The 24,817-nt window shown below is 42.8% G+C and carries 19 protein-coding genes; 10 read left to right on the forward strand and 9 right to left on the reverse strand.

Going from position 1 to position 24,817, the window contains the following annotated elements; translation table 11 throughout:
* Positions 1–58 precede the first annotated feature (58 nt).
* On the forward strand, positions 59–607 hold the full coding sequence (locus ACSSVW_RS09160; RefSeq protein WP_421418619.1) for a hypothetical protein: 549 nt from the start codon (positions 59–61) through the stop codon (positions 605–607).
* A gap of 3 nt (positions 608–610) precedes the next feature.
* Here ACSSVW_RS09160 and ACSSVW_RS09165 read toward each other — a convergent pair whose 3' ends face one another.
* From ACSSVW_RS09165 to ACSSVW_RS09180, 4 genes are all read right to left on the reverse strand, one after another.
* Complete coding sequence (locus ACSSVW_RS09165; protein WP_075593761.1) at positions 611–1,513, reverse strand: tetratricopeptide repeat protein; 903 nt, start codon at positions 1,511–1,513, stop codon at positions 611–613.
* Positions 1,514–1,798: 285 nt separating this feature from the next.
* Positions 1,799–3,151, reverse strand: a complete 1,353-nt coding sequence (locus ACSSVW_RS09170; RefSeq protein ID WP_421418622.1) for a magnesium transporter — start codon at positions 3,149–3,151, stop codon at positions 1,799–1,801.
* Positions 3,152–3,306: 155 nt separating this feature from the next.
* The gene (locus ACSSVW_RS09175; protein ID WP_118844492.1) at positions 3,307–4,305 is read right to left on the reverse strand and encodes a helix-turn-helix transcriptional regulator; all 999 of its coding nucleotides are present in this window, start codon (positions 4,303–4,305) and stop codon (positions 3,307–3,309) included.
* Positions 4,289–5,206: a GGDEF domain-containing protein gene (locus ACSSVW_RS09180; protein ID WP_036966826.1), complete on the reverse strand. Its 918-nt coding sequence runs from the start codon at positions 5,204–5,206 to the stop codon at positions 4,289–4,291. The genes ACSSVW_RS09175 and ACSSVW_RS09180 overlap by 17 nt, the downstream gene beginning before the upstream one ends.
* A gap of 284 nt (positions 5,207–5,490) precedes the next feature.
* Here ACSSVW_RS09180 and ACSSVW_RS09185 point away from each other — a divergent pair, with 284 nt between their 5' ends.
* Both ACSSVW_RS09185 and ACSSVW_RS09190 read left to right on the forward strand, forming a co-directional pair.
* Positions 5,491–7,791, forward strand: coding sequence for a TonB-dependent receptor plug domain-containing protein (locus ACSSVW_RS09185; RefSeq protein ID WP_454179191.1), 2,301 nt, complete (start codon positions 5,491–5,493; stop codon positions 7,789–7,791).
* 58 nt (positions 7,792–7,849) lie between these two features.
* Complete coding sequence (locus ACSSVW_RS09190) at positions 7,850–9,775, forward strand: phytase (protein WP_454179192.1); 1,926 nt, start codon at positions 7,850–7,852, stop codon at positions 9,773–9,775.
* A gap of 78 nt (positions 9,776–9,853) precedes the next feature.
* On the opposite strand, the gene ACSSVW_RS09195 is transcribed toward ACSSVW_RS09190, so the two are convergent.
* The 3 genes from ACSSVW_RS09195 to ACSSVW_RS09205 all read right to left on the reverse strand — a co-directional run bounded on the left by ACSSVW_RS09195 (position 9,854) and on the right by ACSSVW_RS09205 (position 13,065).
* Complete coding sequence (locus ACSSVW_RS09195) at positions 9,854–11,434, reverse strand: L-lactate permease (protein WP_454179193.1); 1,581 nt, start codon at positions 11,432–11,434, stop codon at positions 9,854–9,856.
* A gap of 78 nt (positions 11,435–11,512) precedes the next feature.
* Positions 11,513–12,097: a YqaA family protein gene (locus ACSSVW_RS09200; RefSeq protein WP_454179221.1), complete on the reverse strand. Its 585-nt coding sequence runs from the start codon at positions 12,095–12,097 to the stop codon at positions 11,513–11,515.
* 59 nt (positions 12,098–12,156) lie between these two features.
* Entirely contained in the window at positions 12,157–13,065 is a 909-nt protein-coding gene (locus tag ACSSVW_RS09205; protein WP_162898042.1) for a GGDEF domain-containing protein, read from the reverse strand.
* A 236-nt stretch (positions 13,066–13,301) separates the two neighbouring features.
* On the opposite strand from ACSSVW_RS09205, the gene ACSSVW_RS09210 reads away from it, so the two are divergent.
* Together ACSSVW_RS09210 and ACSSVW_RS09215 are read left to right on the forward strand one after the other, a co-directional pair.
* Positions 13,302–14,534: a TMEM143 family protein gene (locus tag ACSSVW_RS09210; RefSeq protein WP_036966811.1), complete on the forward strand. Its 1,233-nt coding sequence runs from the start codon at positions 13,302–13,304 to the stop codon at positions 14,532–14,534.
* An 80-nt stretch (positions 14,535–14,614) separates the two neighbouring features.
* Entirely contained in the window at positions 14,615–16,654 is a 2,040-nt protein-coding gene (locus tag ACSSVW_RS09215) for a prolyl oligopeptidase family serine peptidase (RefSeq protein WP_454179194.1), read from the forward strand.
* A 35-nt stretch (positions 16,655–16,689) separates the two neighbouring features.
* On the opposite strand, the gene ACSSVW_RS09220 is transcribed toward ACSSVW_RS09215, so the two are convergent.
* Positions 16,690–17,820 carry an ROK family transcriptional regulator gene (locus tag ACSSVW_RS09220; protein WP_454179195.1) on the reverse strand — a complete coding sequence of 377 codons (1,131 nt, stop codon included), beginning with the start codon at positions 17,818–17,820 and terminating at the stop codon, positions 16,690–16,692.
* Between the two features lie 153 nt (positions 17,821–17,973).
* Here ACSSVW_RS09220 and fucP point away from each other — a divergent pair, with 153 nt between their 5' ends.
* From fucP to ACSSVW_RS09245, 5 genes are all read left to right on the forward strand, one after another.
* Positions 17,974–19,254 (forward strand): L-fucose:H+ symporter permease, encoded by a 1,281-nt coding sequence (gene fucP / locus ACSSVW_RS09225; protein ID WP_454179196.1) that lies wholly within the window; start codon positions 17,974–17,976, stop codon positions 19,252–19,254.
* Positions 19,255–19,501: 247 nt separating this feature from the next.
* The gene (locus tag ACSSVW_RS09230; RefSeq protein ID WP_075593808.1) at positions 19,502–19,807 is read left to right on the forward strand and encodes a hypothetical protein; all 306 of its coding nucleotides are present in this window, start codon (positions 19,502–19,504) and stop codon (positions 19,805–19,807) included.
* Positions 19,804–20,184 (forward strand): hypothetical protein, encoded by a 381-nt coding sequence (locus tag ACSSVW_RS09235; protein WP_075593768.1) that lies wholly within the window; start codon positions 19,804–19,806, stop codon positions 20,182–20,184. The genes ACSSVW_RS09230 and ACSSVW_RS09235 overlap by 4 nt, the downstream gene beginning before the upstream one ends.
* Positions 20,185–20,441: 257 nt before the next feature.
* On the forward strand, positions 20,442–22,346 hold the full coding sequence (locus tag ACSSVW_RS09240) for a propionyl-CoA synthetase (RefSeq protein WP_454179222.1): 1,905 nt from the start codon (positions 20,442–20,444) through the stop codon (positions 22,344–22,346).
* Positions 22,347–22,528: 182 nt separating this feature from the next.
* Positions 22,529–23,098 carry a DUF2799 domain-containing protein gene (locus tag ACSSVW_RS09245; RefSeq protein WP_083202730.1) on the forward strand — a complete coding sequence of 190 codons (570 nt, stop codon included), beginning with the start codon at positions 22,529–22,531 and terminating at the stop codon, positions 23,096–23,098.
* On the opposite strand, the gene ACSSVW_RS09250 is transcribed toward ACSSVW_RS09245, so the two are convergent.
* Positions 23,084–24,766, reverse strand: a complete 1,683-nt coding sequence (locus ACSSVW_RS09250; protein WP_454179197.1) for a diguanylate cyclase domain-containing protein — start codon at positions 24,764–24,766, stop codon at positions 23,084–23,086. The genes ACSSVW_RS09245 and ACSSVW_RS09250 overlap by 15 nt on opposite strands.
* Between the last annotated feature and the right edge of the window lie 51 nt (positions 24,767–24,817).

Genomic DNA, 24,817 nt, shown 5'->3' on the forward strand with positions numbered 1-24,817 from the left:
CAACTTTTTTCAGACCTGCTGCGACTAACTTAATAACTTAACCCATTAGGACAGCATCATGAATTTAGTACGCATTACGACATCAGCTCTATTAGCCGCAGCCACCACAGCCTGTATTGGCCTTTCAAGCGCAAGCACGACTATTGACGATAACAACTACCGTGTTATCACGTTTAAAGACTGTAAAAAAGTTCATGAAGGCACGTTAAACAACGAGCAAATTGCCGCCTATCAACAATTAAAACGTGAACAAGAAAAGCTTGAATCACTGGAGTTGCCACTAAGCGACATGGAAGAGCAAGTCACGGCCTATTCACAGCAAATAGAAGCGATTACAAAAAAAGCTGTGGTCGAAGATGAAAACCACCTTAGAATAAATAAAAGTCTGTTAAAAGAACAAGATAAACTAACTAAACAGCTTGATGAATTAATCGCCTCGCATGATGCCGATTTCAAAGCGTTAGATGAACAAGCTAAGCACATGGAAAAAGCTGCCACGTTATTTGATGAGGCTATGAAACCAATGATGGAGCAAAATGAGACGACCCATTTGCAAATTTTAGCGCCGGGTGAAACTGAAAAACCGGGGTGTTTTTACACTATATAAAGCCTAAAGCTGCGTTTTGAGCTGTGTATAAAGTTTGGCATGAGATGGGCGAATGTCTTCTTTATGCACTTGCTTAAACCAATGTGCAGCTTGAGCTCGGTTACCCGCTTGCCAGTGAATTTGTGCCAAACGAAGTTTATAGATTGCTATTACAAGTCGGTCTGACTTCGCGTCCATGTAGTTTAGCGACTCGACATAAAAGTGATTTGCTTTATCGTATTGTGACAATAATTGATGAGTGCGGGCTAGATTCCCCATTGCCACTGATATTTTTCGGCTATGGTCAGTTTTCAAAATCCATTCAACCGCAGAAACCCGACTAACCAAAGCGCGCTCAATATCGCCTAACGAATGGAACACATTTGCTTTGTTTGACGCCAACTCAAAATGAAAAATAGGATCTTTACTTTTACCAAAACGACGCTCAGCTCTATCAAGAATATGCAAAGCAGTTTCTTTGTTGCCAAAGACATGCTGTAAGTTAGCCAATTCGACCATACGCATAGGGTTACCAAACGAGTCATAAATGGCTTGCAGTTTATCAAAGGCTTTCGTTGCGTATTTACGGCCTGTTTCATAGTCACCTAAATAGTGCATTGATTTAGCATAGTAAAAATACACTTGAACTTGAAATACGATGGGTAAATCGGATTTTTCAATAAAAGGTTCGGTACTGTCTTTTAACGTTTGATAAGCCAGTTTGTCGTAATAATAATCAAATTGGTATGACTTTATCTCATACCATTTATCAGAATAAAGCTGCGCACTGGCTAATTGCTGCTCAATGAAGTCTAAGCAGCTTACCTGCGACTGCTGAGCGCAATATACCTCGTGATCGCTAAAATTTTCAGACGCGGCCGCATAAAAACAGCCGAAGCCTAACAATAAGGTTAACGTTTTCTTCATTCACTAACATCTCAGTGAGAACACAACCAAAAAATAACAAAAAGTAATACTTTATGACAGTTCTTTTTGACGTGTTTGATAATTTTAACGTGCAATCGCGTGTTTATTATACCAATTAGCTAAATTGCGTATTATTGTAGACTGCTCTAACCCTAAGCATCCGTTTTATATACAAAAATTATTAGTATCAATTTTTAGTTTTACACAAGATAAGTAAACAACGTATCCACTGATACCGTTAAATAGAAGCCAATAAGTATGAAGAACTATTGGCTTCACTGTGATTTATAGTAGCAACAGGCTTCCTAACCCGAGAAAGGTCACAAAACCAACAATATCTGTCACCGTGGTTAAAATTACAGAACCAGACAATGCAGGATCAATTTTAAGCTTATCTAGAATAGACGGGATCACAACGCCAGACAGCGAGGCAGCCACTAAATTAAGTAAAATAGCAATAGTGATAGTCACACTTAACATCCCGTCGTTAAACCAAAAATAAGTGAGTACACCAATCACCAATGCCCATACACAGCCATTTAATGCCCCTACCCTAAGCTCCTTTTGCAATAAAGCTCTGCGGTTAGAGTCGGTAACCTGTCCAAGCGCTAAACCGCGCACAATCACGGTCAATGTTTGGCTACCTGCAATGCCTCCCATCGACGCAACCACTGGCATCAATACCGCAAGTGCCACGACTTGCTCAATGGTGGCACCAAACAAACCAATAAACCAAGATGCTAAAAATGCAGTCGCTAAGTTAATGCCTAACCAAATACCGCGGTTTTTCGCTGATTTAGTGACACTTGAGAACAGGTCCTCGTCTTCACGTAGACCACCCGCTTTCGCAGCGGCTTCGTCGGTCACTTCTTGGCGTAATTCATAGGCCGATGACACCGCTAGACGCCCTAACAACTTATTATCGGCATTCACCACTGGCATCGCCATTTTTTCACTGTGGATCACCACCTCTGCCGCTTCATATAAGTCATCATCAGCATGTAATGCTGAGATATCTAGGTTCGCATGCTCTAATAAGGTATCGGCATCATTGGCTTTAAATAAGGCATTTACAGGGACTTCACCAATCAATGTGCCTTTACGACTTACCAAATAAATTACTTCAGTGTATTGCGGCAAGCCTTTTTGCAAAATTTTACGAGCGCCCGCCACCGTCTGCTTTTCTGACACTTTTAACGCATCAAAGTCTAACCAGTGTCCTAGTTGCTCAGGGTTATACTGCTGAGCAAGTTCGTAACGCTTTGTTTGTACTTCATCAAGCTGGCGACGCGCATAATCAACAAAACGCTCTGGAATAATTTCTTCAAGTTCGAGTAGCTCTTCTACGCTCACTTCATCAAGTAATTTAAACCCTTGCGCTTCGTCTAAACTTTGTAATAACCACCGACAGCTGTCTCCCCCCAAATTAATGAAGATTTCATGCTGTGTGTCTTCGTCAAGCAGTTGCCAAATTTCTAATCGTTGTTCTTTGGGTAATGCTTCAAACAGCAGCGAGAGATGTTCTGTCGACAGTTTTTCTTTGGCGTCGGCAAGTAACTTATTTTTTCGCGTTGTGGTGTCACACTGAAGCAACTCATCAATGAGTTGTGGAAGTTGATCAACAGGATACTCAATCATCTAAGAGCTCGGTTAAATACATCAATAACAACAGTCTAACGCAGCTTTATTAAAATAACTGCCCCATCATTGATTTATTTTTCCTTGTATCATCTCAGTCATGTGCATTAACTTTTCGCTGTATACCTTATTAATCTTTATAACGAAATACCGGCTTATACCTTCAACTGACTTGGGGTAAGTCCAGTCCAGCGCTTAAACGCGCGCCTGAAATTAGCAATATCATAAAACGATAAGCGCATTGCGACCTGCTCATTACATTGTTCACGCATAGCCAGTAAGTATATGGCTTTGCGTTTACTTTGTTCTTCATACAACGCTGAAAAACGTACACCGTGAGCTTTTAACTTTCGCTTAAATGTCGCTGAGCTCATAGCAAACTGGCTTGCGACTTGTTCTAAATTAAGCGCTGGGTTTTGATAAATGACTCTGCTCACCGCTTCAACAAAGGTGCTGTTTGCTGTGTTTAATGTTGCCAATTGAGAGTTAACTTGTGAAAAGCGAAAACTACTAAAGGTAGGGTTTGTAAGCCTTAATGCTTGTTTGCTTAATACCCAGCGAGTAATGGGCTGTTCAAACGCAACGTTTAGCCCTAAATGTTGCTCATACTCTTGGCTGTGCCTTGCCCGTTTATAAGCGAAATCAAACTGACAAGGCACCCGCTCGCCAGCCACTTTTTTAAGCGTTTGATAAAATGCAGCACTGTAAATTTCGAGCACATATTGGCTCATTTCATCATCAAGACCCACAGCATTTTGCAACTCAATATAATACTGCTCGTTATGCACATAACTGTGGCTAAATAACAGCGGTGCAAGTTGCATACGCAAGGCGTTTAGTTGCTTAAGAGCTTGACCAATGCTCAAACTTTGCAAAACACCTTGCGCCACAACCGAGGTGTCATTAGCAAGTTGACTACCTAACAAAAAGCCACTGTCGGCCGATTTCATTAACAGCTTAAACTGCATCAATAAACGCAATTGCTGAGAGAGACTAAACTGATGCTGTACACTCATTAAGTCTTGCTCAAATACCCCTGTGCCTCTGAGTAATTTATGTAAACCAATACCGCGACTTAGAGCAAGCTCTACCAGAGTCGTAATCAGACCTTGCGCGGTTAAATACTTATCATCTTGATTAAGATACTGCTTCACAATGGCTGACTCTGTGTTGTTTTTGTTGTTGTAATGCGGCGTGTAAACGCGCGCTCAAACAGTGCGCTGTATCTCCTTGCTCACTGCCCACTAACGCAACGGTTGCATGCTGAAACTTCGCGTGTTTTTCGCCCTCAACCTTAAATGCGCAGTGACTCAGTGCCGAAGATATTTGTGCCACCAGCTCTTTGCCTTGTAACGCGGTGGTGTTTGGCATTAGCACCATAAAACAATCACCCGCATAGCGACACACCACATCAGTAAGACGACAATTCATTATCATAAGCTCACTGACTTCTCGCAGTAACCTGTCACCTTCGATAAAACCAAACTCGGCATTAAAATCGGCAAATCCACGAATATCAATGGCCGCAAGTTGCAACGGCTGCGACTCATTCAACTGCTCTTTTAACACCGTTTGTAAGTAATCGGCTTTATAAAGCCCAGTAATTGAGCACACTAATTCATGCTCACGGTGCATTGCTTCACGGCGCTTTAACTGACGATTAAGCACAAACTGCTCTTGGTGCCATTGATACAAACCTAGGCTTGTGAAAACCATACCTATGGGGGCAGGTAAAGACTCAATCAGACTTAGCCACGTATTCGTTGGCTGATGTAACCATTCATCAAATAAGTCCAGCGAGGCCGAAAACATAAAAAGACCAAGCCCTAACACTAAAAAGCAGGTGACTTTTCCGGGGGGTCTCGAAATGAGCAGTGCAAATATCCATGTTAGCGTCATCATCACAATGCCGCCCTCGCCGACAATATCCAGCCATGATATGTCGGCCAGCGCTTTTCGCTCTCCGTCATATGCACTGAGGATAAAAGCGCTCACAAATAGCGCTATAACCGCATTTGTTAAAAACCGATGATGAATAAAAGGATTAAATCGCATGAAAGACACCTAACTATGAATCGTGCTGCCATGCTAACCCGTTCGCATTTTTAGCAGCAGGGTCATATTAGCTCAATGATGTGACAGCAAAACGACACTCCCCCCTTTTTGATGACTTTAATCGCTGTATTTACCTTGATTAAGCGGGGTGATTACAGCTCAAAATGCTTTATAAACGCCTCTAATAGCTTGTTTTTAAAGGCTGCCAGCGGTTTTCTGTCACATTTGCGTCATTTAAGCTGGGTACTTTGCTCACCAAACCAAGGACAAGTAGGAGCAAATCCATGAAACAGTTTAAAACGAAGGCACTTGTAAGCGCCCTCGCCTTATGTCAATTCGGTGCCTTTGCACAAGAGTCAGACACCAACAATGAAAAGAAAGTAAAAGTATCAGAAGAGCTCGTTGTGTATGGTGAAATAGGTTATCGCAACCGTTCACAAGAGCTGGCCCCAACCCTTGAATACTCACAAGAGTATTTTCAACGTTTTGAGCCACTTACCGCTGGTGATGCTTTAAAACGTGTTCCTAGTGTGACATTTTTATCTGACGTATTAGAGTCAGATGGCGCCCGTATGCGTGGCTTGAGCCCTGCTTACACTAAAGTACTTATTAATGGTGAAGAAGTACCAGGGGCAGGCGCTGATCGCTCATTCTTTGTTGACCGCATTCCTGCTGAACTGATCGAGCGTGTAGAAATCATTCGCGCTTCGAGTGCTAATCGTTCTGCCGATGCAATTGCAGGAACCCTTAATATTGTTCTGCGTGATGGCTACAGCTTAGACGGTGGTTATATTCGTGCTGGCGGCCTGCGTTACGACGACGGCGAATTAAAAGAAAGCTTTGCAGGTGTGTACGGTACTGAATTTGCCGGTGGGCGTTTGTTACTTGGCGCAAACTTACAAGGACGCTATAACCCAAAACAAAAATCTAGCTTGCGGTATGGCGACAGCCCTGAAAACAACGAAAATTACAAAACTGAAGAATTTGATAACCGCGAAGATCAATCTGATATTCGCGATGGCGACGACACGTCACTGAATGCCAGTTACGAAATTGCCTTTGATAATGGCAGCAAGTTTGACATCAGTGCCATTTGGGTTGATACCGACCGGACTGAAGATGAACGCTCATTTGAATACGATGACCCAACAGCAACAAGTAACGCAATTGTAGAAGGCGGGAATCTCGAAACCGATAACGCCAATGTGTCTTTCATTGATCAAACTAACTACAACATTAACTCTGCGTACGAGTTACCGCTATTTGGTGGCACCAGTAAATTTAAAGTAGGTTATGCCCGCTTCGAAGAGTCGGTCTACGAGCAAGAGGTCGAAATTGATACCTCAGAACTCCCAATGGTGTTCGAAGAAGAGGAAGAAACCGTTGATATCGACGATAAAGAGTGGTCACTGCAATGGCAACATAGCCTATTTGCTGGTGAAAATAAAACCATTCAGTTTGGTGCATTTGTGCAAGGTAAAGAGCGTGATACAGCGGTTTATCAAGCAGAAGATGAAAATGAGCAAAGTTTTGCAAGTTGGGATCAATTTAGTCAAAACCCACTGTCGCTTGCCGGCTTTAACAATGAATTTGAAGCCGCCGCGGGGGGTGTAAATAAGCTTAAAGAAGACCGTCTAGATGTATTCGCACTCATCAAACACGAAGACCAAGATTTCTCGTGGGAAATGGGGGTACGCTACGAAACAACCGACTCAACCATCACGGATAATGTCAATGATGTGACGGCGAAGAATGATTACGATTTTTTCTTACCATCGGCCCACTTACGCTACAACGTTTCTGAAAACGGCCGTGTTAGCGCCTCTGTGGCTCGTAGCTTACGTCGCCCAGATTTTGACTACATTACCCCTGCTCTGCTTGAAAAAGAGCTGGGTGATAACGACTTTTTAGGTAATCCAGACCTACAACCCGAATCATCGTGGGGGATGGATCTTGGCTACGAATACCGGTTAGGTAAAAGCGGTGTAGTGGGTGTTAACGTGTTCTACCGTGATGTAAGTGACTTAATTGAAATTGCCAATACCAGCCAACAAGGTTCTGAAGGCGAAGGCACCTATATTTTGCAACCGCGCAACACCGGTGATGGTAATGTAAAAGGGATTGAGCTTGATTTATCAACACCTTTAACAGCCTTAAGTATGCCTAATACAGGGATTTTCTTTAACTATTCATGGCTTGACTCTGACGTTAATGACAATTTTGGTTCACGTAAGTTTAATGACCAATCTGACTACGTATTTAACGTTGGCTTTATTCAAGACTTACCAGATCTGGGCGCTTCATTTGGTGCCACATACCGTAAACAAGGCGATGCGTATGGCCGCATAGTGGGTGAAGAAGTAACAACACACTACGGAGCCGACCTTGAGGTATTCGTAGAAAAACGCTGGCAAGACATCACCCTACGATTAGTCGGCTCAAATTTGCTCGATGCAAGCAAAGACGAAACGTTCAACAAATTCGATACGCTTGATGATCAAGTCAACCGTGACTTTGACGAGTATGAGCTGGAGTCTGAAGAAGCAGGGCCTGTTATTCAATTAATGCTGCGTTACGCATTTTAATTTTAATAGACCGTTTTAAGGCAGCTCATTGCTGCCTTGTTTTATCTTGGGAAATCACATGAATATCACACAATCATTTAACCTTATCGCCAGTGCTATTTTGCTCAGTACAGTGGCGGCTTGTAGCCAAACGAACGCCCCTGTCGACAGTGCTAATCAGGTTCGCGCATTTGGACCCACTGAAAATGTACAAGGTTCACAAGCAGCAGCACTCACCAATAACACATGGTTAATAAGCTCAGAAAGCCAAGGGTTACAACTCATTGATGAAATGGGCAACAGCCATACTTTACAAAGCGGTAACTTTGAAACCTTGTCGGTGAAGGCGCTTGATAACGGCCACTACCTTGTCGCAAGTATTGACAATGAAACAGACCAAGCCGTTATATTTAAACTTCAAAAAGATGCCCAATGGCAATTAAAAACGTTAAGCAGAATTACGCCACCAAAAGCGAAACCCGAAGCGGTGTGTTTATTTTCAAACTCTACCACACTCGCGGTGTCGGCGTTTGTGAGTGATGCGCGCGGCCTTATTCGCGAAACCTTGGTTTATGATGTCAAAAACAATCACCCTTTAAACCTTGAATTACGTGAATTTGCAGGAATAAGTGACACATCTGGCTGTGCGGTCGACGATCACAATAAAACCCTTTACTTAAGTGAGGGAGAAGTGGGTATTTGGCGAATTAATGCCGATGCCGAGTCGCGCGCAGATAAAACGCCTGTCGCACTTATGGCCCCATTTGGCAACTTGGTTCCTGAGATTGGCGGCTTAAGCACGACAAGCGATGGCAGCCTGTGGTTTACAACCACTGAAGATAACACGCTACATCGCTATGAGAGCAAAGATAAACGCTTCAGCAGCTGGCAATTTACAGGTGACTTAGCACTCGAATCAGCAGCGGTCCACTTTAACAACACCAAAGCTGATATTGTTTTTTACGATGATGAATCGGGGCATTATGTAAAAGGCTTCATCAACACGCCGTATCAAGAACAGGTAAAACCTACCAAACAGGCGGTCACTTACATTACCGCACAAGCGCAAACAGATGCTGTGCGAGCTTTTGGAGACGCCGCTGACGATCCTGCAATATGGATCAACACACATGATAAAGCGCATAGCTTAATTCTTGGCACTGATAAACGCCGCGGTTTAATGGTGTATAACCTTGCAGGGAATGAGCTTCAAGCATTAGAAACGGGCCGTTTAAATAACGTTGATGTACGCCAGAATAATAGCATTGATAACCCAGCCCATACGTGGATCACCGGCAGTAACCGCACTCATAACAGTATCAGTGTGTATACCGTTGATACACAAAACAAGGTGCAACACTTAGCCGAATTGCCCACCACACTGACTGAGATTTACGGTATGTGTATGTATTCATCATCCACGGGTAACTACGTGTTCATGAATGATAAATCGGGGCTATTTCAACAGTACAAATTAATCGGTAACGCCACCTCAGTTAATGCCAAGCTGGTGCGAGAATTTAATGTACCGAGCCAACCAGAGGGTTGCAGCGCGGATGATAAAACCGGTGAACTCTTTTTAGGTGAAGAAGACGAAGGTATTTGGTTTATTGGCGCTGAACCAACAGCAGGCACACAGCCCGTGATGTTACAAACAATCAACGACATGTTGGTTGATGACATAGAAGGCATGGAAATTTATCACGCCACAGATACGCGTTATTTAGTCGTGTCTAGTCAAGGAGATAACAGCTATGTGCTGTATAAAATCATCGACGGCAACGTGCCAAGCCTTGAATTTGCTGGTAAATTCGCAATTAGTAATAACCTTGAACGTGCCATTGACGGCGTTTCAGAAACCGACGGATTAACGGTCACAGCAACCCCACTGCCGGGCTATCCTGAAGGAGTGTTAATTGTGCAAGATGGCTATAACCGTATGCCACAAGCACCGCAAAACTTTAAGATTATTGACTGGCGTGAAGTGAAAAAAGCGCTGAAATAACCGCTAAAGTGACTCCGTTAAGGTGTTGGGCTTATCTCAACACCTTTTTTATTGAGTTAGGCGACCTGTGGCATTACCTTAGCGATAAAACAGGTAACTAAAACAGCCCACCAGCGCCCCATAAATCAGCATAGGGAAAAAGGTTTTTTTAAGCACGGGGCCTTCTTGATTGTTCACCCCAACAATACTGGCCACAGCAATAATGTTGCTGATACAAATCATGTTGCCCATTGCCGCTCCTGTCGATTGAAGAGCCAGCACTAAGGTTTCTGATAACCCAACCTGTTGGGCAATACCATATTGAATCCCCCCAAAAGTAAGATTAGAAACTGTCGCAGACCCCGAAAAAAACGTACCTAGCGCACCAAGATATGATGCAAATAACACCCAATGCTCACCGGTTAAATGAGCAAACGTATTGGCGATATAAAATATCGGCGCATTATGCCCCCCTTGCATTAACACATTCACCATCACTAACGCGCCAATCAATGCCACACAAGGCAATGCAATTCGGCTTAAGGTGTCATGAACCATGTGCGACACCTGCTTTTTATTCATCTTAAGCAGCGGAACACTCACCAATACCACCAACACAAACGGGATCAGTGCTGGCACAAACAAGGTTTTATATGACCAACTAACGGCTGTACCGAACAGCTCATGCAACGATATTATCAGTGCTTTACTGAGCTCAAATTGGGCAAATCCTAAATGAATACTCAACCAAACGGTTTCATCATTTAAAAGTGCTTTAATACCTAACTGATGAATACGCGTCAGCACAAGCAGCAAAATCAATAACACAAGCGGAAAAAAAGCCAAGAATAACGCCTTGCCATCTATGGGCTTATTAGAGACGGGGGGCTGTTGTGACTTAACCAGTCCAATGCCCTTTTTTGCCAAAAATATAGTCACAAATAACCCCACTGCTCCGCCAATGAGTGATGGAAACTCGTAATTCCACTGCGCAAACAACCAATAAGGTAAAACACATGACAGCACACTTAAATAAACAAAAACGCTGTTTTTGCGCATCGTGTGAAAAGGCAATACTAAACACAGCGCAATCATGGGTATCACCAAAGCAGCAACCACATGACACAGCGCTGTCCACTGAGAGATAGCCAACACCTGTTGCTCGTTTAACGAAAGTGCCGAAAAACCAAACCACGTTGGCGTTCCCACAGCCCCAAACGACACAGGAATCGAGTTTAAAATAAGCGTAAACACAATCACTTTAAAAGGCGAAAAGCCAAGCCCGACTAAAATAGGTGCCGCAATTGCCGCGGGGGTGCCAAACCCCGACGCGCCTTCGAGCATAAATGCAAACGCCCACCCTATAATCATTAACTGCGCAACGTGATTACCGCTAATCGACTCTAACCAATGCTTAATCGTGGTTTCACCACCCGACACCGCTAACATTCGATTAAGTAAAATTGCCCCGGCGATAATTGAAATAGGAGTCAGTACCGACAACATGCCCATAAAGGAGTTGGCGAGGAGTAAACGAGGATCGGCTTGAAAATAAAATAACTGAAGCAGCACACCAGCCAATGCCGACACAGGAAGTGCAACATAAGAAGGCACGGGACTGCGCTTAACCATCATCCATATGAGTAAAAAAATGGGCAACGCAGCCACAAAGGTATTCATGATATATCCTGTCTATAATTAGCGTCCATTACCCGCTAAGTATAGACAGAATAACTAAATTTATAGGCACGAAATAAATTAAATCAGCGTACTTAACCACCAAAGTAGTAACACTATAATCGACAGCCCTACCAATGCTTTGGTTTTATGCTTTTGAATAATGCGTTCAGCATGATTACCTGCGTAATACACCACAAGCGCTAAACCAAAATATCGAATAGAGCGTGCTATCACGGTCGCAAGTAAAAACAGCACCAACGAAAACTTCGTTGCCCCCGCGGCTAACATCGCAATTTGAAACGGAATGGGGATAATGCCAAGACTCAACACAAACCAAAATCCTTGTCCTTGCATCTTTTGTTTTACTTGCTCGAATTGCTCAGGGTTTGAAAAGGTATTGATAACCCAATCCCCAACTACATCAAATAAGTAATACCCTAACGCATAGCCAAATACAGCACCGATAATACACCCGACTGTCGCCATCAGCGCAATTAACCACAACTTTTCGCGGCGCGCTTGCATAAGTGGCACAAGCACCGCTTCTAGAGGTATGGGCACAATAGTCGATTCTAAAAACGAGGCGATCGTGATTGATCTCAGCATATGTTTAGAATCAACAAACTGCCGTGTTTTTTGCTTAAGCTTTTTTGCTATACCCATCATTTATCCTTAACAATCGTGTTGCTTTTAAGGTTACAGCAAAAATGATTAACCGTCGCTTACGGTGCGTGGATATAGCGGCTACGTCCTTGATTTTTAGCTTGATACAACGCCTGATCGGCTCGTTTCATGGTGCTGCTAAAGGTTTCGGTTGCTCTTTTTATCGCTGATCCCGCACTGACACTGAGCGTTTTACCGGGTGAAATCATCACATTATTTGCTAAACCTAATAACTGCTCACATATCGTTTGCACCACATTTAGATCATCTGTGGGAATATAAAGCGCAAACTCTTCTCCCCCTATGCGGGCAAATAAAATACTCGGATCAAGCTGTTGTCGGCACTGATAAACAAAGTCGATCAAGACTTGATCGCCCACATCATGACCGTGTTCATCATTAATTGCTTTAAAGTGATCAATATCGATAATAACTAAGCTGTGTGTTTTGGTTTGGTTTAACTGAACAAAATGGTAAAAATAGCGGCGGTTATAGGCTTTGGTGAGTACATCTGTTTTAAGCTCTTCGGCTAAGTTTTTGTGCGCTTTTGCTAAGTCTGACAAAGCCAAAAACAACCCAAAGCTGGTGACTAACATGCCAATTGTTCTAAACATGTCTTCGATATAAATACCAATCCATACCGGTTGATAAACCAGCTCATCAAGAAAGTCGAAGGTTAAGCCAATACTCCATAAATAGATCCCACTGCTCAAAAATAAGTAACTTAACTTAGCAACCGCCGACGTTTGTACAAATGAAAAGATAAAAATTAGGATCAATAAATTAATCACATCAGAGAGTACGCCATTTATATAAATATTGACTTCTAGACGATTAAAAATTGATAAATAACCCACCACAATACACAACAGAGTTACAATAAAGAAGCTAATAAATAATTGCTTCAAAAGTATCGGGGCAGGAGCAGAATTAGCACTCCCCTCAAGAGGAATCATCGTCTCATTCATAGGCATAACTACAATTTACAGCAAGTGAACAAACAGTATCAAAGGGTAAATAGATGTACAGAAAATTACACTCTGTTCACCTAAAAACCAGCATTTGGGCTGGAGTAATTAATCTAAAAACAAGACATAAGGGGTAATAAAATTACCCAAATTAGTACCATAGGATATAATGTGTCGCATTCAAGCCGATATTTTCTTATTATCTGTGCCATCACTAACGACTCATACCCAATGTAATGACTAACGCACGTTTTATTCCCTTTCGAAAGCACGACATTATCACCCTATGCAATGATTATTTAGATGCGCAACACCGTGCCTCATTTCTAGAGTTTTGCAGCTTATTGCAAAGTGTTATTCATTATCAGTATCACGGCTTGCTTGAGTCATTAAAAAATAGCTATGCGCCATTTGATCCTAACTCAGACACTCGCTCACTCACGTCGATTAATGAAGAGGCGCGCAGAAAGTACCAAAACGAATTTGCTAAGCACTTTGCCACAGTGCTCAATGCCGCTAATTTTGAAACCATCACGACTCAAGACTTACAAGAGGCATTAACCGAAGAGTCTTTGTTTAAAGTGCGTTTAGAAGTCGAGTTTGATGACTTCGCTGAAGTGGTGTTTTATCGCAGAGGCGAATCACAAAAAACCGAAACGTTACGTACCTGGTGGGGGCTGAAAAAAAAGCATATATCGTTTACTAATTACGATCGGGTTGCGGTTTTTATCCGCTTTAAAGACCAACAATACTTTATCGATAAAGGCCGCATGCCGGTGGGTTTTGAGCCTAGTTCAACAATCGTCAAATTGTTTCAAAACGTCCCCAAAGCCGATTTAGAAATGCTGTTTCCAAACAGCGAAGTAAAAATGCGCCCCATTGATAAACTCATTATTGGCTCATCAGCCCTTATCGGGGGAGCGGTGGTGCTTGTTACTAAGCTTGGCGCATCAATTTTACTGTTAATTGCCATGCTTGCATTTTGGGGAGGCTGGCGCAGCGAAGAAGTGCATATGAGCCAGCAGCACTTTATCACCTTTGCCATTGGTATGGGGGTGTTCGGCAGTTTTATCTTTAAAGAGTGGAGTAAATTTAAAAACCGTAAAATTCGCTTTATGAAAGCCTTAGCCGATAACCTGTACTTTAAAAACCTCGATAATAATGCAGGCGTGTTTCATACCTTGGTCGATGCGGCCGAAGAAGAAGACGTAAAAGAAGCACTCCTAGCCTACACCTTTTTACTGCACGCAAACGCAGCCATGACTGCCAAGCAACTCGATGACACCATTGAAACTTGGTTTAGCAACAATCACCACTGCACTGTTGATTTTGAAATAGACGATGCAATTAATAAACTGGTCAATCTTGAATTGGTCAGTGAAAACAAGGGTCAATACCTTGCCGTTGATTTAAAAACAGCAAAACAACGCTTAGATAAACGCTGGGATGCGTTTTTCAACTTCAGTTAGTGCTGCTTTATCTCATTGTCCTTGCGTGATTTATGGTCAGCTTTTAGGATGAAATTTTACGGCTAAAAAAAGACGCTAACATGCAATTAAAAAAACACATCATTATTGGGGCCAGTTTGCTGTGTGCTGCAACAACAGCGCAGGTTTACGCGAACGACAAATTTGTTTCTGAGGATATTTTCCAACTTGAATACGCGGGCGACCCGCAAATAAGCCCTGACGGTAAAAAAATCGTTTATGTGCGAAGTGGCTACGACATCATGAAAGATGGTAACAAACGCAGCTTTTGGCTTTACGATTTAAAATCAGGGCAACACACTCCACTTTTTTCTGATGAGCACAATTACAGTCAGCCAACGTGGTCGCCAGACAGCCAAAAAATTGCGTTCACCAGTAATAAAAGTGGCTCAAACCAATTACACGTTTACTGGTTAGCACAAGACAAACAAGCACTGTTAACGCAATTACCAAAATCAGTAGGCGACTTAACGTGGTCACATGACGCTGAGCACATTGCTTTTACAATGAGCATTCCTGAAGGTAAATCGGCGTTTGCGAAATCGGTTAAGTTACCAAAAAAACCGAAAGGTGCCGATTGGTCAAAACCGGTCAAAGTCATTGAAAAAGCGCGTTACCAAGCCGACGGTGCCGGTTTCTTAGAACCCGCTTATCGCCATGTATTTGTGATTCCTGTTTCGGGTGGCACACCCCGCCAATTAACGTCGGGCAATTACCAACACCGCGGTCCATTAGCATGGGATCCAACCAATACCAAAGTCGTCTTTTCTTCAGACCGCCATGACGAGTGGGAGTACCGCACCACTGAATCTGATTTATACGAAATAAATGTAAAAACGGGTGAACTTACGCAATTAACAGACCTTCCTGGTCGTGAAAGTAACCCTCATTACGCTAAAGATGCAGACGAGCTGGCCTTCATTGCCCGTGATAACGCACCCGTGCCTTATATAAACTCGACACTGTCGGTGCTTGACTTAGAAGATAAGTCAGTAAAACACCTAACAGAAAAGCTGGATCGTTCAGTGGCTGACTTCAAATGGTTTGGTGATGGCGATTTTGTTATTCAGTATGATGACTTCGGTAAGCGCAAGCTTGCTAAAGTATCAAGCCGCGGTAAAGTCACCGATTTAACCGACACGGTCTCAGGCACCTCAATAGGTCGCCCGTATGTCAGTGGTAGCTTTAGCATGGCACGCAATGGTGCCATTGCCTACACGACCGGCAGTGAATACCGTCCTGCTGATTTAGGTTACTTGTACAAAGGCAAAAACAAAACGTTAACCTCATTAAACGAAGACGTTTTAGGCCACAAAAAACTGGGCAAAGTGCACGAACTGAATGTGAAATCACAATTTGATGGTCAAGCAATTCAAGGCTGGTACATCACACCGCCCGACTTTGACGAAAGCAAACAGTACCCACTGATGGTTGAAATTCACGGTGGTCCTCATTTAGCCTACGGCCCAAGTTTTACAGCCGAACTGCAACGCTATGCTGCTGAAGGTTATGTGGTTGTGTATGTAAATTACCGTGGTTCAACTAGTTACGGTAAAGACTTTGCCTTACTTCTTGATGGTAAATACAGCTCAAAAGAAGACTTTGCCGATCATAATACCGCCGTGGACGCCATGATTGAAAAAGGCTTTATTGATAAAGACAACTTGTTCATTGCTGGTGGTTCAGCAGGCGGCATTGCAACGGCGTATGCGGTGGGTTTAACAAATCGCTTTAATGCGGCTGCTATCACAAAACCGGTTATCAACTGGTTAAGTAAAACGCTAACAGCCGACAGCTACATTGGTCAAATTCGTAACCAATTCCCTGGAATGCCGTGGGATAATGTTGAACACTATTGGCAACGCTCGCCTCTGTCTTTAGTGGGAAATGTGACAACACCTTCACTGATCATGACTGGCGAAGAAGACCGCCGTACACCGATTTCTGAATCGGAGCAATTCTATCAAGCTTTAAAACTACGCAAGGTCGATACTGTGCTAATACGTGTTCCGGGTTCACCGCATGGTATTGCGGGTCGTCCATCACGCATGATTTCTAAAATTGAATACACGCTCGCGTGGTTTAATCAATATAAGAAATAATCATTTTGAGCAGTAATGGGGTGACTCATTGCTGCTCAAAAATAATGATGACTAAGCGCAAGTTGAGCACTGCCTATTGACTGCGCTTTTTCACCACAGACCCCAACACTAACGTCACAAAGACGCAGCCCTCTGCTGTCTAAGCGTGCAAATGCTTCAAGTGTTAATTGCCTTACAACATCCAATGCGTCTTTTGGTAACGGTGAGTCGATAACAACAGCCTGCATATCTAATAAACTTAAACTGTGATGCATTGCCACACTTATCGCCTCAGCCGCCTTTTTAAGCCAAGGTAGTATCAGGGCATAATGTTCTTTAAATTGACTATTTGTAAGCTGATACACCGATAAATTTAACTGTGCAGCGTCAAACTGTTTTTGTAATTCTAGCAACGAGCATAACGTAAGCAACTGTTCATGCTGAGCATTTAACATTGAACCGATTGCGCCCGCGTTGCCACTTTTACCCTCAAGAAGCTGGCGGTTAATCACGACCGCGCCACCTAAAAACGCACCCAAATAAACATATAAAAAATCACTGTAATTTTGACGATTACCTAGGCTGAGCTCTGCGCAGCACGCTGCATTATTGTCATTACTGATGTAAACAGGTAGCTCAAATTCAGTTTCTAGATACGTTTTTAAATCGAAATGTTGCCATTCAAGTAATTGCGCTTGTTGCTCAGGATTTTCAGCATGCCAATGCCAAATATCAAAAGGCATTGCCACTCCTAAACCACATACTCGCGTGTTTAAGTCACAGCCTAACTCTCGCAATAGCCGTGGGATATTGGTTTTCAAAAAAGCCTTAAGTTCGTCAATGTTAGGCACATTGACCTCAACGGATACACTGGCTCTTTGCGTGCTTTGTAAATCAATTAGAATCAAATCAAAACGTCGGCGTCCAATCTTTAAACCAAAGCTAAAAGCGCCATCAGGATTCAGCCGAAAAGGCACACTTGGCTGCCCTACTCGCCCTTTTACAGGGGCATCACGAAGCAATAATTTATCTTCTTCCAACTTATTAATATTCACCGTAGCAGCTTGTGCAGATAACGAGAGCGCTTTCGCTATTTGTGCTTTGGGCAGCGTTTCACATTGCCTAATCAAGCTCAAAATAGCTCGTTCATTATTACTTCGCCTTGTCGGCAATAAACTACGCTTCATAGCATCCTTCTTAATACGGTTAAAGACCCACCTATTAGACCTTTTTGCCATACTATCCGCTAGTTAAAATAATAAATCAACTATGTTGATTTATTATCTGGAGTCGTGAATACTATCGGCCACAACAATATGAACACAACAATCTGGTGATCTATGCCAACACAATCAGCTATTGTATCGCGCCAAATGCTATGGCCATTTATCTTGCTCGCCACCTGTTTCGCTGCATGGGGTACAGCAGCAAACATGACCGATCCTTTAGTAAAGGTTTTCAGTAAAACGTTTTCGATGAGTGCGCTGCAATCAGCATTGGTGCAATTTAGTTACTATGGCGCTTATTTTTGCTTAGCGTTGCCTGCGGCTCTAATTAATCGTCGTTTTAATTACAAAACAGGTCTGCTGTTTGGTTTAGCCATGGCCGCATGTGGCGCGTTGTTGTTTTATCCGGCGAGCCAAACAATGCTATACAGCCACTTTTTACTTGCTTTATTTATTCTGGCTGGCGGGTTATCTATTTTAGAAACCTCTGCAAATCCTTATGTAATGCAGCTAGGGTGCGAAAAATCGGCCACTCGCCGCCTAAATTTGGCGCAAGCATTCAACCCAGTGGGCACCAATATCGGTGTATTTCTGGCCGCCACGTTAATTTTACCCAGTTTAAATCAGGCCGATAACGCACACCGAGCACTCATGAGTGAAAGCCAATTAAAGGCGATTGTGAGCAGTGAGCTCAGTGCAGTGATGGTGCCTTACGTGGGGATGGCGGGTTGTTTAATCTTATTATGGCTGTGTATCTTTTTTAGTAAATCTCCTAAAACAATAACGCACTCCCACACCCCATCACGTAATTTAACAAGCGCTTTTAAAACCTTATATCAAAATAAGCATTATCGTTTTGGTGTTGTTGCGCAGTTTTTTAACGTTGGAGCGCAAACATGTGTCTGGACCTACACTATCGGTTACACCATGGAGGCACTCACAACGAATGAAGTCACTGGGGGTCAAGTGCTACAGTACTCGATGCTCGTCTTTTTAATTTCTAGGTTTATTATGACGTGGCTCATGCGTTTTTTGAGTGGTGCTAAATTACTGCGGATTATGGCCTTAGTCGCAGCTGCACTGTGTGTTTTGGTTATCACTCAAGTTAATTTACTGGGAGTGGTGGCACTTGTGAGTATTTCTGGCTGCTTATCGCTTATGTTTCCGACTATTTATGGCACGGCACTCGAGGGACTCGGCGATGATGCAAAAATTGGCGCTGCAGGATTAGTAATGGCGATTCTAGGGGGTGCATTTTTACCGTTACTCCAAGCAACATTAATTGATACATTGGATACGGCCAGCTCATTTATTATTCCTCTTCTGTGCTTTTTAATTGTCTCTCTTTATGGCCACCATACTCGGGGCACCAAAAATACACGTAAACACGAATAAGTAGTAACAATACGATATAAAAAATAAGGCGCTGAGCGTAAATCAGCGCCTTATCGTATTGTACTTTATGAGTATAAAATGTGAAAATTAGCGCCTTTATAACTACCTAAAAGTAAGTATGAAATCGCTTAAGTCCGCTTTACAACCCCACATGTCTAAACTGTGCACTCAGCGCATTTCATATCATTTCAGCTTTTTTTTAGTTAAGTATATTTGTTTCTTTTGTGGCTGCTTTTTAAGCTTCATTTTGCACGATAAATTCAATGTTCCCATTGTAGTGGCCGCAGCTGGCACTGGGTTAATTGGCACCTTTATTCCTTTTTCACGCGTGTATAAATCTCACCCCTATGCAGCTATTTATGCGGGCAGCTTTGCAGGTATGTGCTCATCAAGTTTAATTAATAATTACTGGGAACTGGGTTTAATTTCATTTTTTGGTGCGAGCTTATATGTCATGACAATGAATCTTTTTGCTGGTTTTGGTGGTCGCTTAGGCAGTGTCGCATTTGCCAGTGTGGCTCTTTACATGTTTACGAAAAGTGCGTTTTTATGAACCTCGCGATTACTTTACTGTCAATATTTGCCGCATTTGGCACCTATCTTCTTGCACAACAAAATCGCTTTGACGGCATCCGCGCCTCGGCCTCGTTAACAATTATTGCTTACTGTGTGATGGTTTATATCACCCCTCACGCTGATTTATACAGTGTGGCGTTTTTTGGCGGCACTTTTATTGGCATGAGTGCCCCTAAACGCTTTGGTATTTTTACCATTACCATTGCAGCCTTACTTTTTTCTCTTCTTTTTGAGTATCTTGTGCCACTTTTAAATGGCTATGGTGGGGCTTTGGGGATCAGTGCATTTCTCGCCGTGTGTCTATGCCATATTGGTATATTGCTGGGTGCTCCACGCAGTAAAAAACCACATTAGTTTTTCACTTTATGCTGCAACAAGCACGCTTATTCTTACACGCATTCACACCAACACTTTAACCTTATTAATTAAAAAATTATTAAGATTAAAACACTGCTAACAACCCTGTTATCGCCTCTCAGGCCTTGATTAAGTGCAGACCAAGGTCGCATATTATTTAACCAAAAAAGCGCCTACATTTTAAATATCCACGCTCCCACGTGATAGCACTTAACATTGCATCTTTAAGGGGAGCGGATATAAATCTCTCACAAATAAAGTATAGGAGCCTCTTTATGTCGGGCGAATATCAACAACAATATCAACAGTTTCAGCGCGATCCCGGTCAGTTTTGGCTTGAGCAAAGTAAACGTATTGCGTGGTTTAAAGCCCCCAGCGCACCGTATCAAAACGATGAAAACAATTTTTATCATTGGTTTGCCGATGGCACGCTTAATACCTGTTATTTAGCACTTGATCAGCATGTAGATGCCGGTTTCGGCGAACAAACAGCATTAATTTACGACTCACCCGTTACAAACACAAAACAAAAAATCAGCTACTCAGAATTGCAAAATCGCGTTGCAACATTTGCAGGCCTAATGCATTCATTGGGCGTTAGTAAGGGCGATCGCGTGGTTATTTATATGCCGATGATCCCCGAAGCGGTTATTGGCATGTTAGCGTGTGCACGACTAGGGGCTATTCACTCGGTGGTTTTTGGTGGTTTTGCACCCCACGAACTTGCCGTGCGTATCGATGATGCAAAGCCTAAACTTGTGCTTAGCGCATCATGTGGGGTCGAAATCAATCATGTCATTGAATATAAGCCACTGCTTGATGAAGCCCTTGAAACCGCAAAGCATCACGTTGAACACTGCATTATTTACCAGCGTAAACAAGCAAAAGCCGATATGCAAGCAGGTCGCGATATTGACTGGCAATCGGCCAGCGATGCAGCCGCTCCTATAGAGCCTGTCGCAGTAAATGGGGATGACCCACTTTATATCCTTTATACCTCAGGTACCACAGGCACGCCAAAAGGCGTGGTGAGAGAAAACGGGGGGCATGCAGTTGCAATGCATTACAGCATGGAGACGGTTTATGGCATGAAGCCGGGCGAGGTCTTTTGGGCGGCTTCCGATATCGGGTGGGTAGTCGGTCATTCATACATCGTCTATGCACCTCTTATTTATCGCTGTACCACCGTTTTATATGAAGGCAAACCCATAAGAACGCCCGATGCCAGCGCATTTTGGCGGGTGGTAGAAGAGCACAAGGTAACCGCGTTATTCAGTGCACCTACCGCATTTAGGGCTATCAAAAAAGAAGATCCGACAGCCGAAGGCTTTAAAAAATACGATACCTCCTCGTTAGAACGCTTATTTTTAGCCGGTGAACGCCTTGACCCTCCGACGTATGAGTGGCTTAAAGAGCACACGGGATTACCGGTGCTAGATCATTGGTGGCAAACAGAAACAGGCTGGGCCATTGCTTGTAATCCAATTGGCATTGAGCAGCTAGGCACAAAACCTGGCAGTTCAACGGTGCCCACACCGGGCTTCGATGTGCAAATTTTAGATATGAATGGTGAGCGTTGCGCACCAAATGAAAACGGCGCGGTTGTAATAAAACTGCCTTTACCTCCGGGTTGTTTACCCACTATCTGGCAAAATGACGCGCGTTTTAAAGCGGGTTACTTGAGTGAGTACCCTGGTTATTACCTCTCTGGTGATGGGGGTTATATTGATGACGATGGCTATTTATTCATTATGGGCCGAACCGATGATGTCATTAATGTTGCGGGTCATCGCCTATCCACGGGGGAAATGGAAGAAATTGTCGCGGCTCACCCTGCCGTTGCTGAATGTGCCGTTTTTGGTGTGAGTGATTCACTAAAAGGGCAATTGCCAATGGCGATGATCGTTCTAAAAGATGATTACCTCGGTGATAGCAAAGAGGTTGAAAAAGAGTTAATCCACGCTGTTAGACATCAAATTGGCGCAATCGCCTGTTTGAAAAATATTCTGCATGTTGAACGATTACCTAAAACACGTTCAGGGAAAATTCTTAGAAAAAACCTTCGTCAATTAGTCGATGGGGAAGAATTAAACATTCCATCTACGATTGATGACGCCTCTATTTTTGACGAGATCAACCAACAACTAAACAATCGCTAAATGCTTTTGTAATGTTACCAAAGGCCTTTTAATAAGGCCTTTATACTCTATTAAAAGCCACGCTATGTATTATTTACCCTACCGGCAATAAGCTGCTTTAAAATAAAACTAAACGTACCCAAAAAACGAATAACACGCTAAACTTATTGAACTTATTTCGTATTTTTATGAGCCTTAAACACATGAAAAAATGGCTTTACCCTCTTTTGCCTTTGGTTGTTTTAACGGGTTGTACATCACTGAGTAAAGATGAATGTTTGCAAGCAAATTGGTATGGCATTGGCTATCAACATGGTGTTAATGGCACCCAATACCAAGATGGCGTAAATGCGTTAGCACAATGCAGTGAGTTTGGCGTACGTGCAGACATAAGCGAATATAAATCGGGTTATGATCAAGGTCTCAATGTGTATTGTGAACCCGAAAACGGCTTTACGTTGGCCATGCAAGGCATGCCTTATAACGGCGTGTGTAACAGCACTGCGTTTCGTAAAGCATGGCAAGAAGGTAACGACCGCTACCAAGTACAGCAACGGCTTATTGATATCGATGATCGTATAGAAGAAATTGATCGTCGGCTACATACTATTCGTGCTGAACTAAACAGTAATCAGCTCGATAATCAACAGCGTAAAAACCTGTACCATGAGCGTAAAAGTTTAGAAGATGAACGTAATGACTTGCGCAAAGAACGGGCGCTATTGCCGCTACTCAATAAACTGCCCAGTGTTGAAATATCAACCGAATGGTAACGATTTTGGTATCGATTTCATCTTATACATTTGCTTATCAGCCATGGTAAGCAACTCTTTCACATTTTTGCCATGATGCGGATACAGCGCAATACCAAAACTTGCGCTGACAGGCTGGGCAGTGGCATAGTTTTTTGCAATTACTTCCACCGCTTTTTGACAACGCAATGCAATTTCTTCGCATACTTCAGGCTTTGCTAAACTAGGTAGTACAATCACAAATTCATCACCTCCTATGCGTGCAAGAATATCTTGCTCACGTAGCTGTAACGCTATCTGCTGGCTAATCGTAAGCAATAAACTATCGCCTTGTTCATGCCCAAAGGTGTCGTTAACCAATTTAAAATTATCAAGATCAAGGTAAATTAACGCAAACTTAGGGTTATTTGCCGTTGTACTTTGCGTGATTGCACGTAACTGAATATCTAACCCTCGTCGATTAAGTAACTTAGTAAGCGGGTCTTGATTAACCAGCTCAGTTAATAATTGACGTTTTTCTACTGCCAGCGAAATGTCATCAAAAGCACCTATGTAATGACTTACACATCCTTTTTCATCATATAAAGCATCGATAGAAAGCAGCTCTGGGAAAATTTCGCCCGATTTACGCTTGTTCCACACCTCCCCCTGCCAGCGACCTTTACTCAGTAGTGTTGCCCACATTTGTTGGTACACTTCTTTTCCTTGTTTTTTAGCTGAAAGTATCGCTGGACTTTGGCCTACCACTTCAGATTTACTGTATCCGGTTATTTGTTCAAATGCGGGGTTAACATCGACAATGCGTGGCTCTGGGGTTGTAATTAAAATTCCTCGACTGGTGGTTGAAAAGACGGCGGTTAACAATTTTATTTTTTCATTACTCGTCACTTCTTCACTGACATCTTCTAAGTAACCATTCCACTCAAAACAACCATCATGGCGCGCAATAGGCGACGATTTACCTTCAACCCATATGAGCCCTTTTTTTGGGTGATTTACCCGATAGATTTGATGCCAGTCACATAATTCAACTCGCGAGCGCTCAATACTTGTCAGCACACGAGGCAGATCATCGGGGTGTATTACCTGCATGGCAAAAGCATCAGACTCTTTCAATTGATCTGACGTACAACCATAAATTTCTATTACTTTTGATGTTGTGAAAGGAAATGAACCGTGACCTTTTTTATCTATTACATACTGAAAAACAAGGCCCGGTAAGTTATCAGTAAATTTTTGCAGTTTGTTATGTAAAGACTCTATTTCGCACTCTTTTCGCCACTGATTGGTTATATCTATGTGAACGCCAAACATCCATTCAGGCTCCCCCTCTTCATCCCATGTTTGCACTTGGCCTTTGTCGAGTACTTTAATCCAGTGCCCTTTTTTGTGCTTCATTCTGACTTCGCATATATAGCGCTCAGTTTCGCCACTAAAATGGGCTTGAAGGTGTCGATGCGATTTTTCGAGATCATCAGGGTGTGCATGCACAAGCCACGTATCAATAGATACCGGCTGTAAGTCAGCTAAACTATAACCAATAATTGCCGCCCATTTTTCATTAAAAATGGTTTCACCTGTTTTTATATTCCATAGCCATATCCCCGCATCGCTACTATCAAGTATAAGCTGGGCGATGTCTATTCCGAGCTTCGACTGGATCCCCTCGTATCCTTTACTAAATGCCATAGTTAACCTTTTGAGTTGGATCACGGTGAAAAAGTAAGCCTTTATTTCTAT

The sequence above is a fragment of the Pseudoalteromonas sp. MBR-15 genome, assembly GCF_053628915.1.

Bases quoted from the DNA above. Each gene is read 5' to 3' on its own strand.
- ACSSVW_RS09205 (WP_162898042.1), bottom strand. From the start codon at position 13,065: ATGAATGAGACGATGATTCCTCTTGAGGGGAGTGCTAATTCTGCTCCT.
- ACSSVW_RS09245 (WP_083202730.1), top strand. From the start codon at position 22,529: ATGAAAAAATGGCTTTACCCTCTTTTGCCTTTGGTTGTTTTAACGGGT.
- ACSSVW_RS09250 (WP_454179197.1), bottom strand. From the start codon at position 24,766: ATGGCATTTAGTAAAGGATACGAGGGGATCCAGTCGAAGCTCGGAATA.
- ACSSVW_RS09210 (WP_036966811.1), top strand. From the start codon at position 13,302: ATGACTAACGCACGTTTTATTCCCTTTCGAAAGCACGACATTATCACC.
- ACSSVW_RS09165 (WP_075593761.1), bottom strand. From the start codon at position 1,513: ATGAAGAAAACGTTAACCTTATTGTTAGGCTTCGGCTGTTTTTATGCG.
- ACSSVW_RS09185 (WP_454179191.1), top strand. From the start codon at position 5,491: ATGAAACAGTTTAAAACGAAGGCACTTGTAAGCGCCCTCGCCTTATGT.
- ACSSVW_RS09215 (WP_454179194.1), top strand. From the start codon at position 14,615: ATGCAATTAAAAAAACACATCATTATTGGGGCCAGTTTGCTGTGTGCT.
- ACSSVW_RS09235 (WP_075593768.1), top strand. From the start codon at position 19,804: ATGAACCTCGCGATTACTTTACTGTCAATATTTGCCGCATTTGGCACC.
- fucP (WP_454179196.1), top strand. From the start codon at position 17,974: ATGCCAACACAATCAGCTATTGTATCGCGCCAAATGCTATGGCCATTT.
- ACSSVW_RS09195 (WP_454179193.1), bottom strand. From the start codon at position 11,434: ATGAATACCTTTGTGGCTGCGTTGCCCATTTTTTTACTCATATGGATG.
- ACSSVW_RS09190 (WP_454179192.1), top strand. From the start codon at position 7,850: ATGAATATCACACAATCATTTAACCTTATCGCCAGTGCTATTTTGCTC.
- ACSSVW_RS09170 (WP_421418622.1), bottom strand. From the start codon at position 3,151: ATGATTGAGTATCCTGTTGATCAACTTCCACAACTCATTGATGAGTTG.
- ACSSVW_RS09200 (WP_454179221.1), bottom strand. From the start codon at position 12,097: ATGGGTATAGCAAAAAAGCTTAAGCAAAAAACACGGCAGTTTGTTGAT.
- ACSSVW_RS09220 (WP_454179195.1), bottom strand. From the start codon at position 17,820: ATGAAGCGTAGTTTATTGCCGACAAGGCGAAGTAATAATGAACGAGCT.
- ACSSVW_RS09180 (WP_036966826.1), bottom strand. From the start codon at position 5,206: ATGCGATTTAATCCTTTTATTCATCATCGGTTTTTAACAAATGCGGTT.
- ACSSVW_RS09160 (WP_421418619.1), top strand. From the start codon at position 59: ATGAATTTAGTACGCATTACGACATCAGCTCTATTAGCCGCAGCCACC.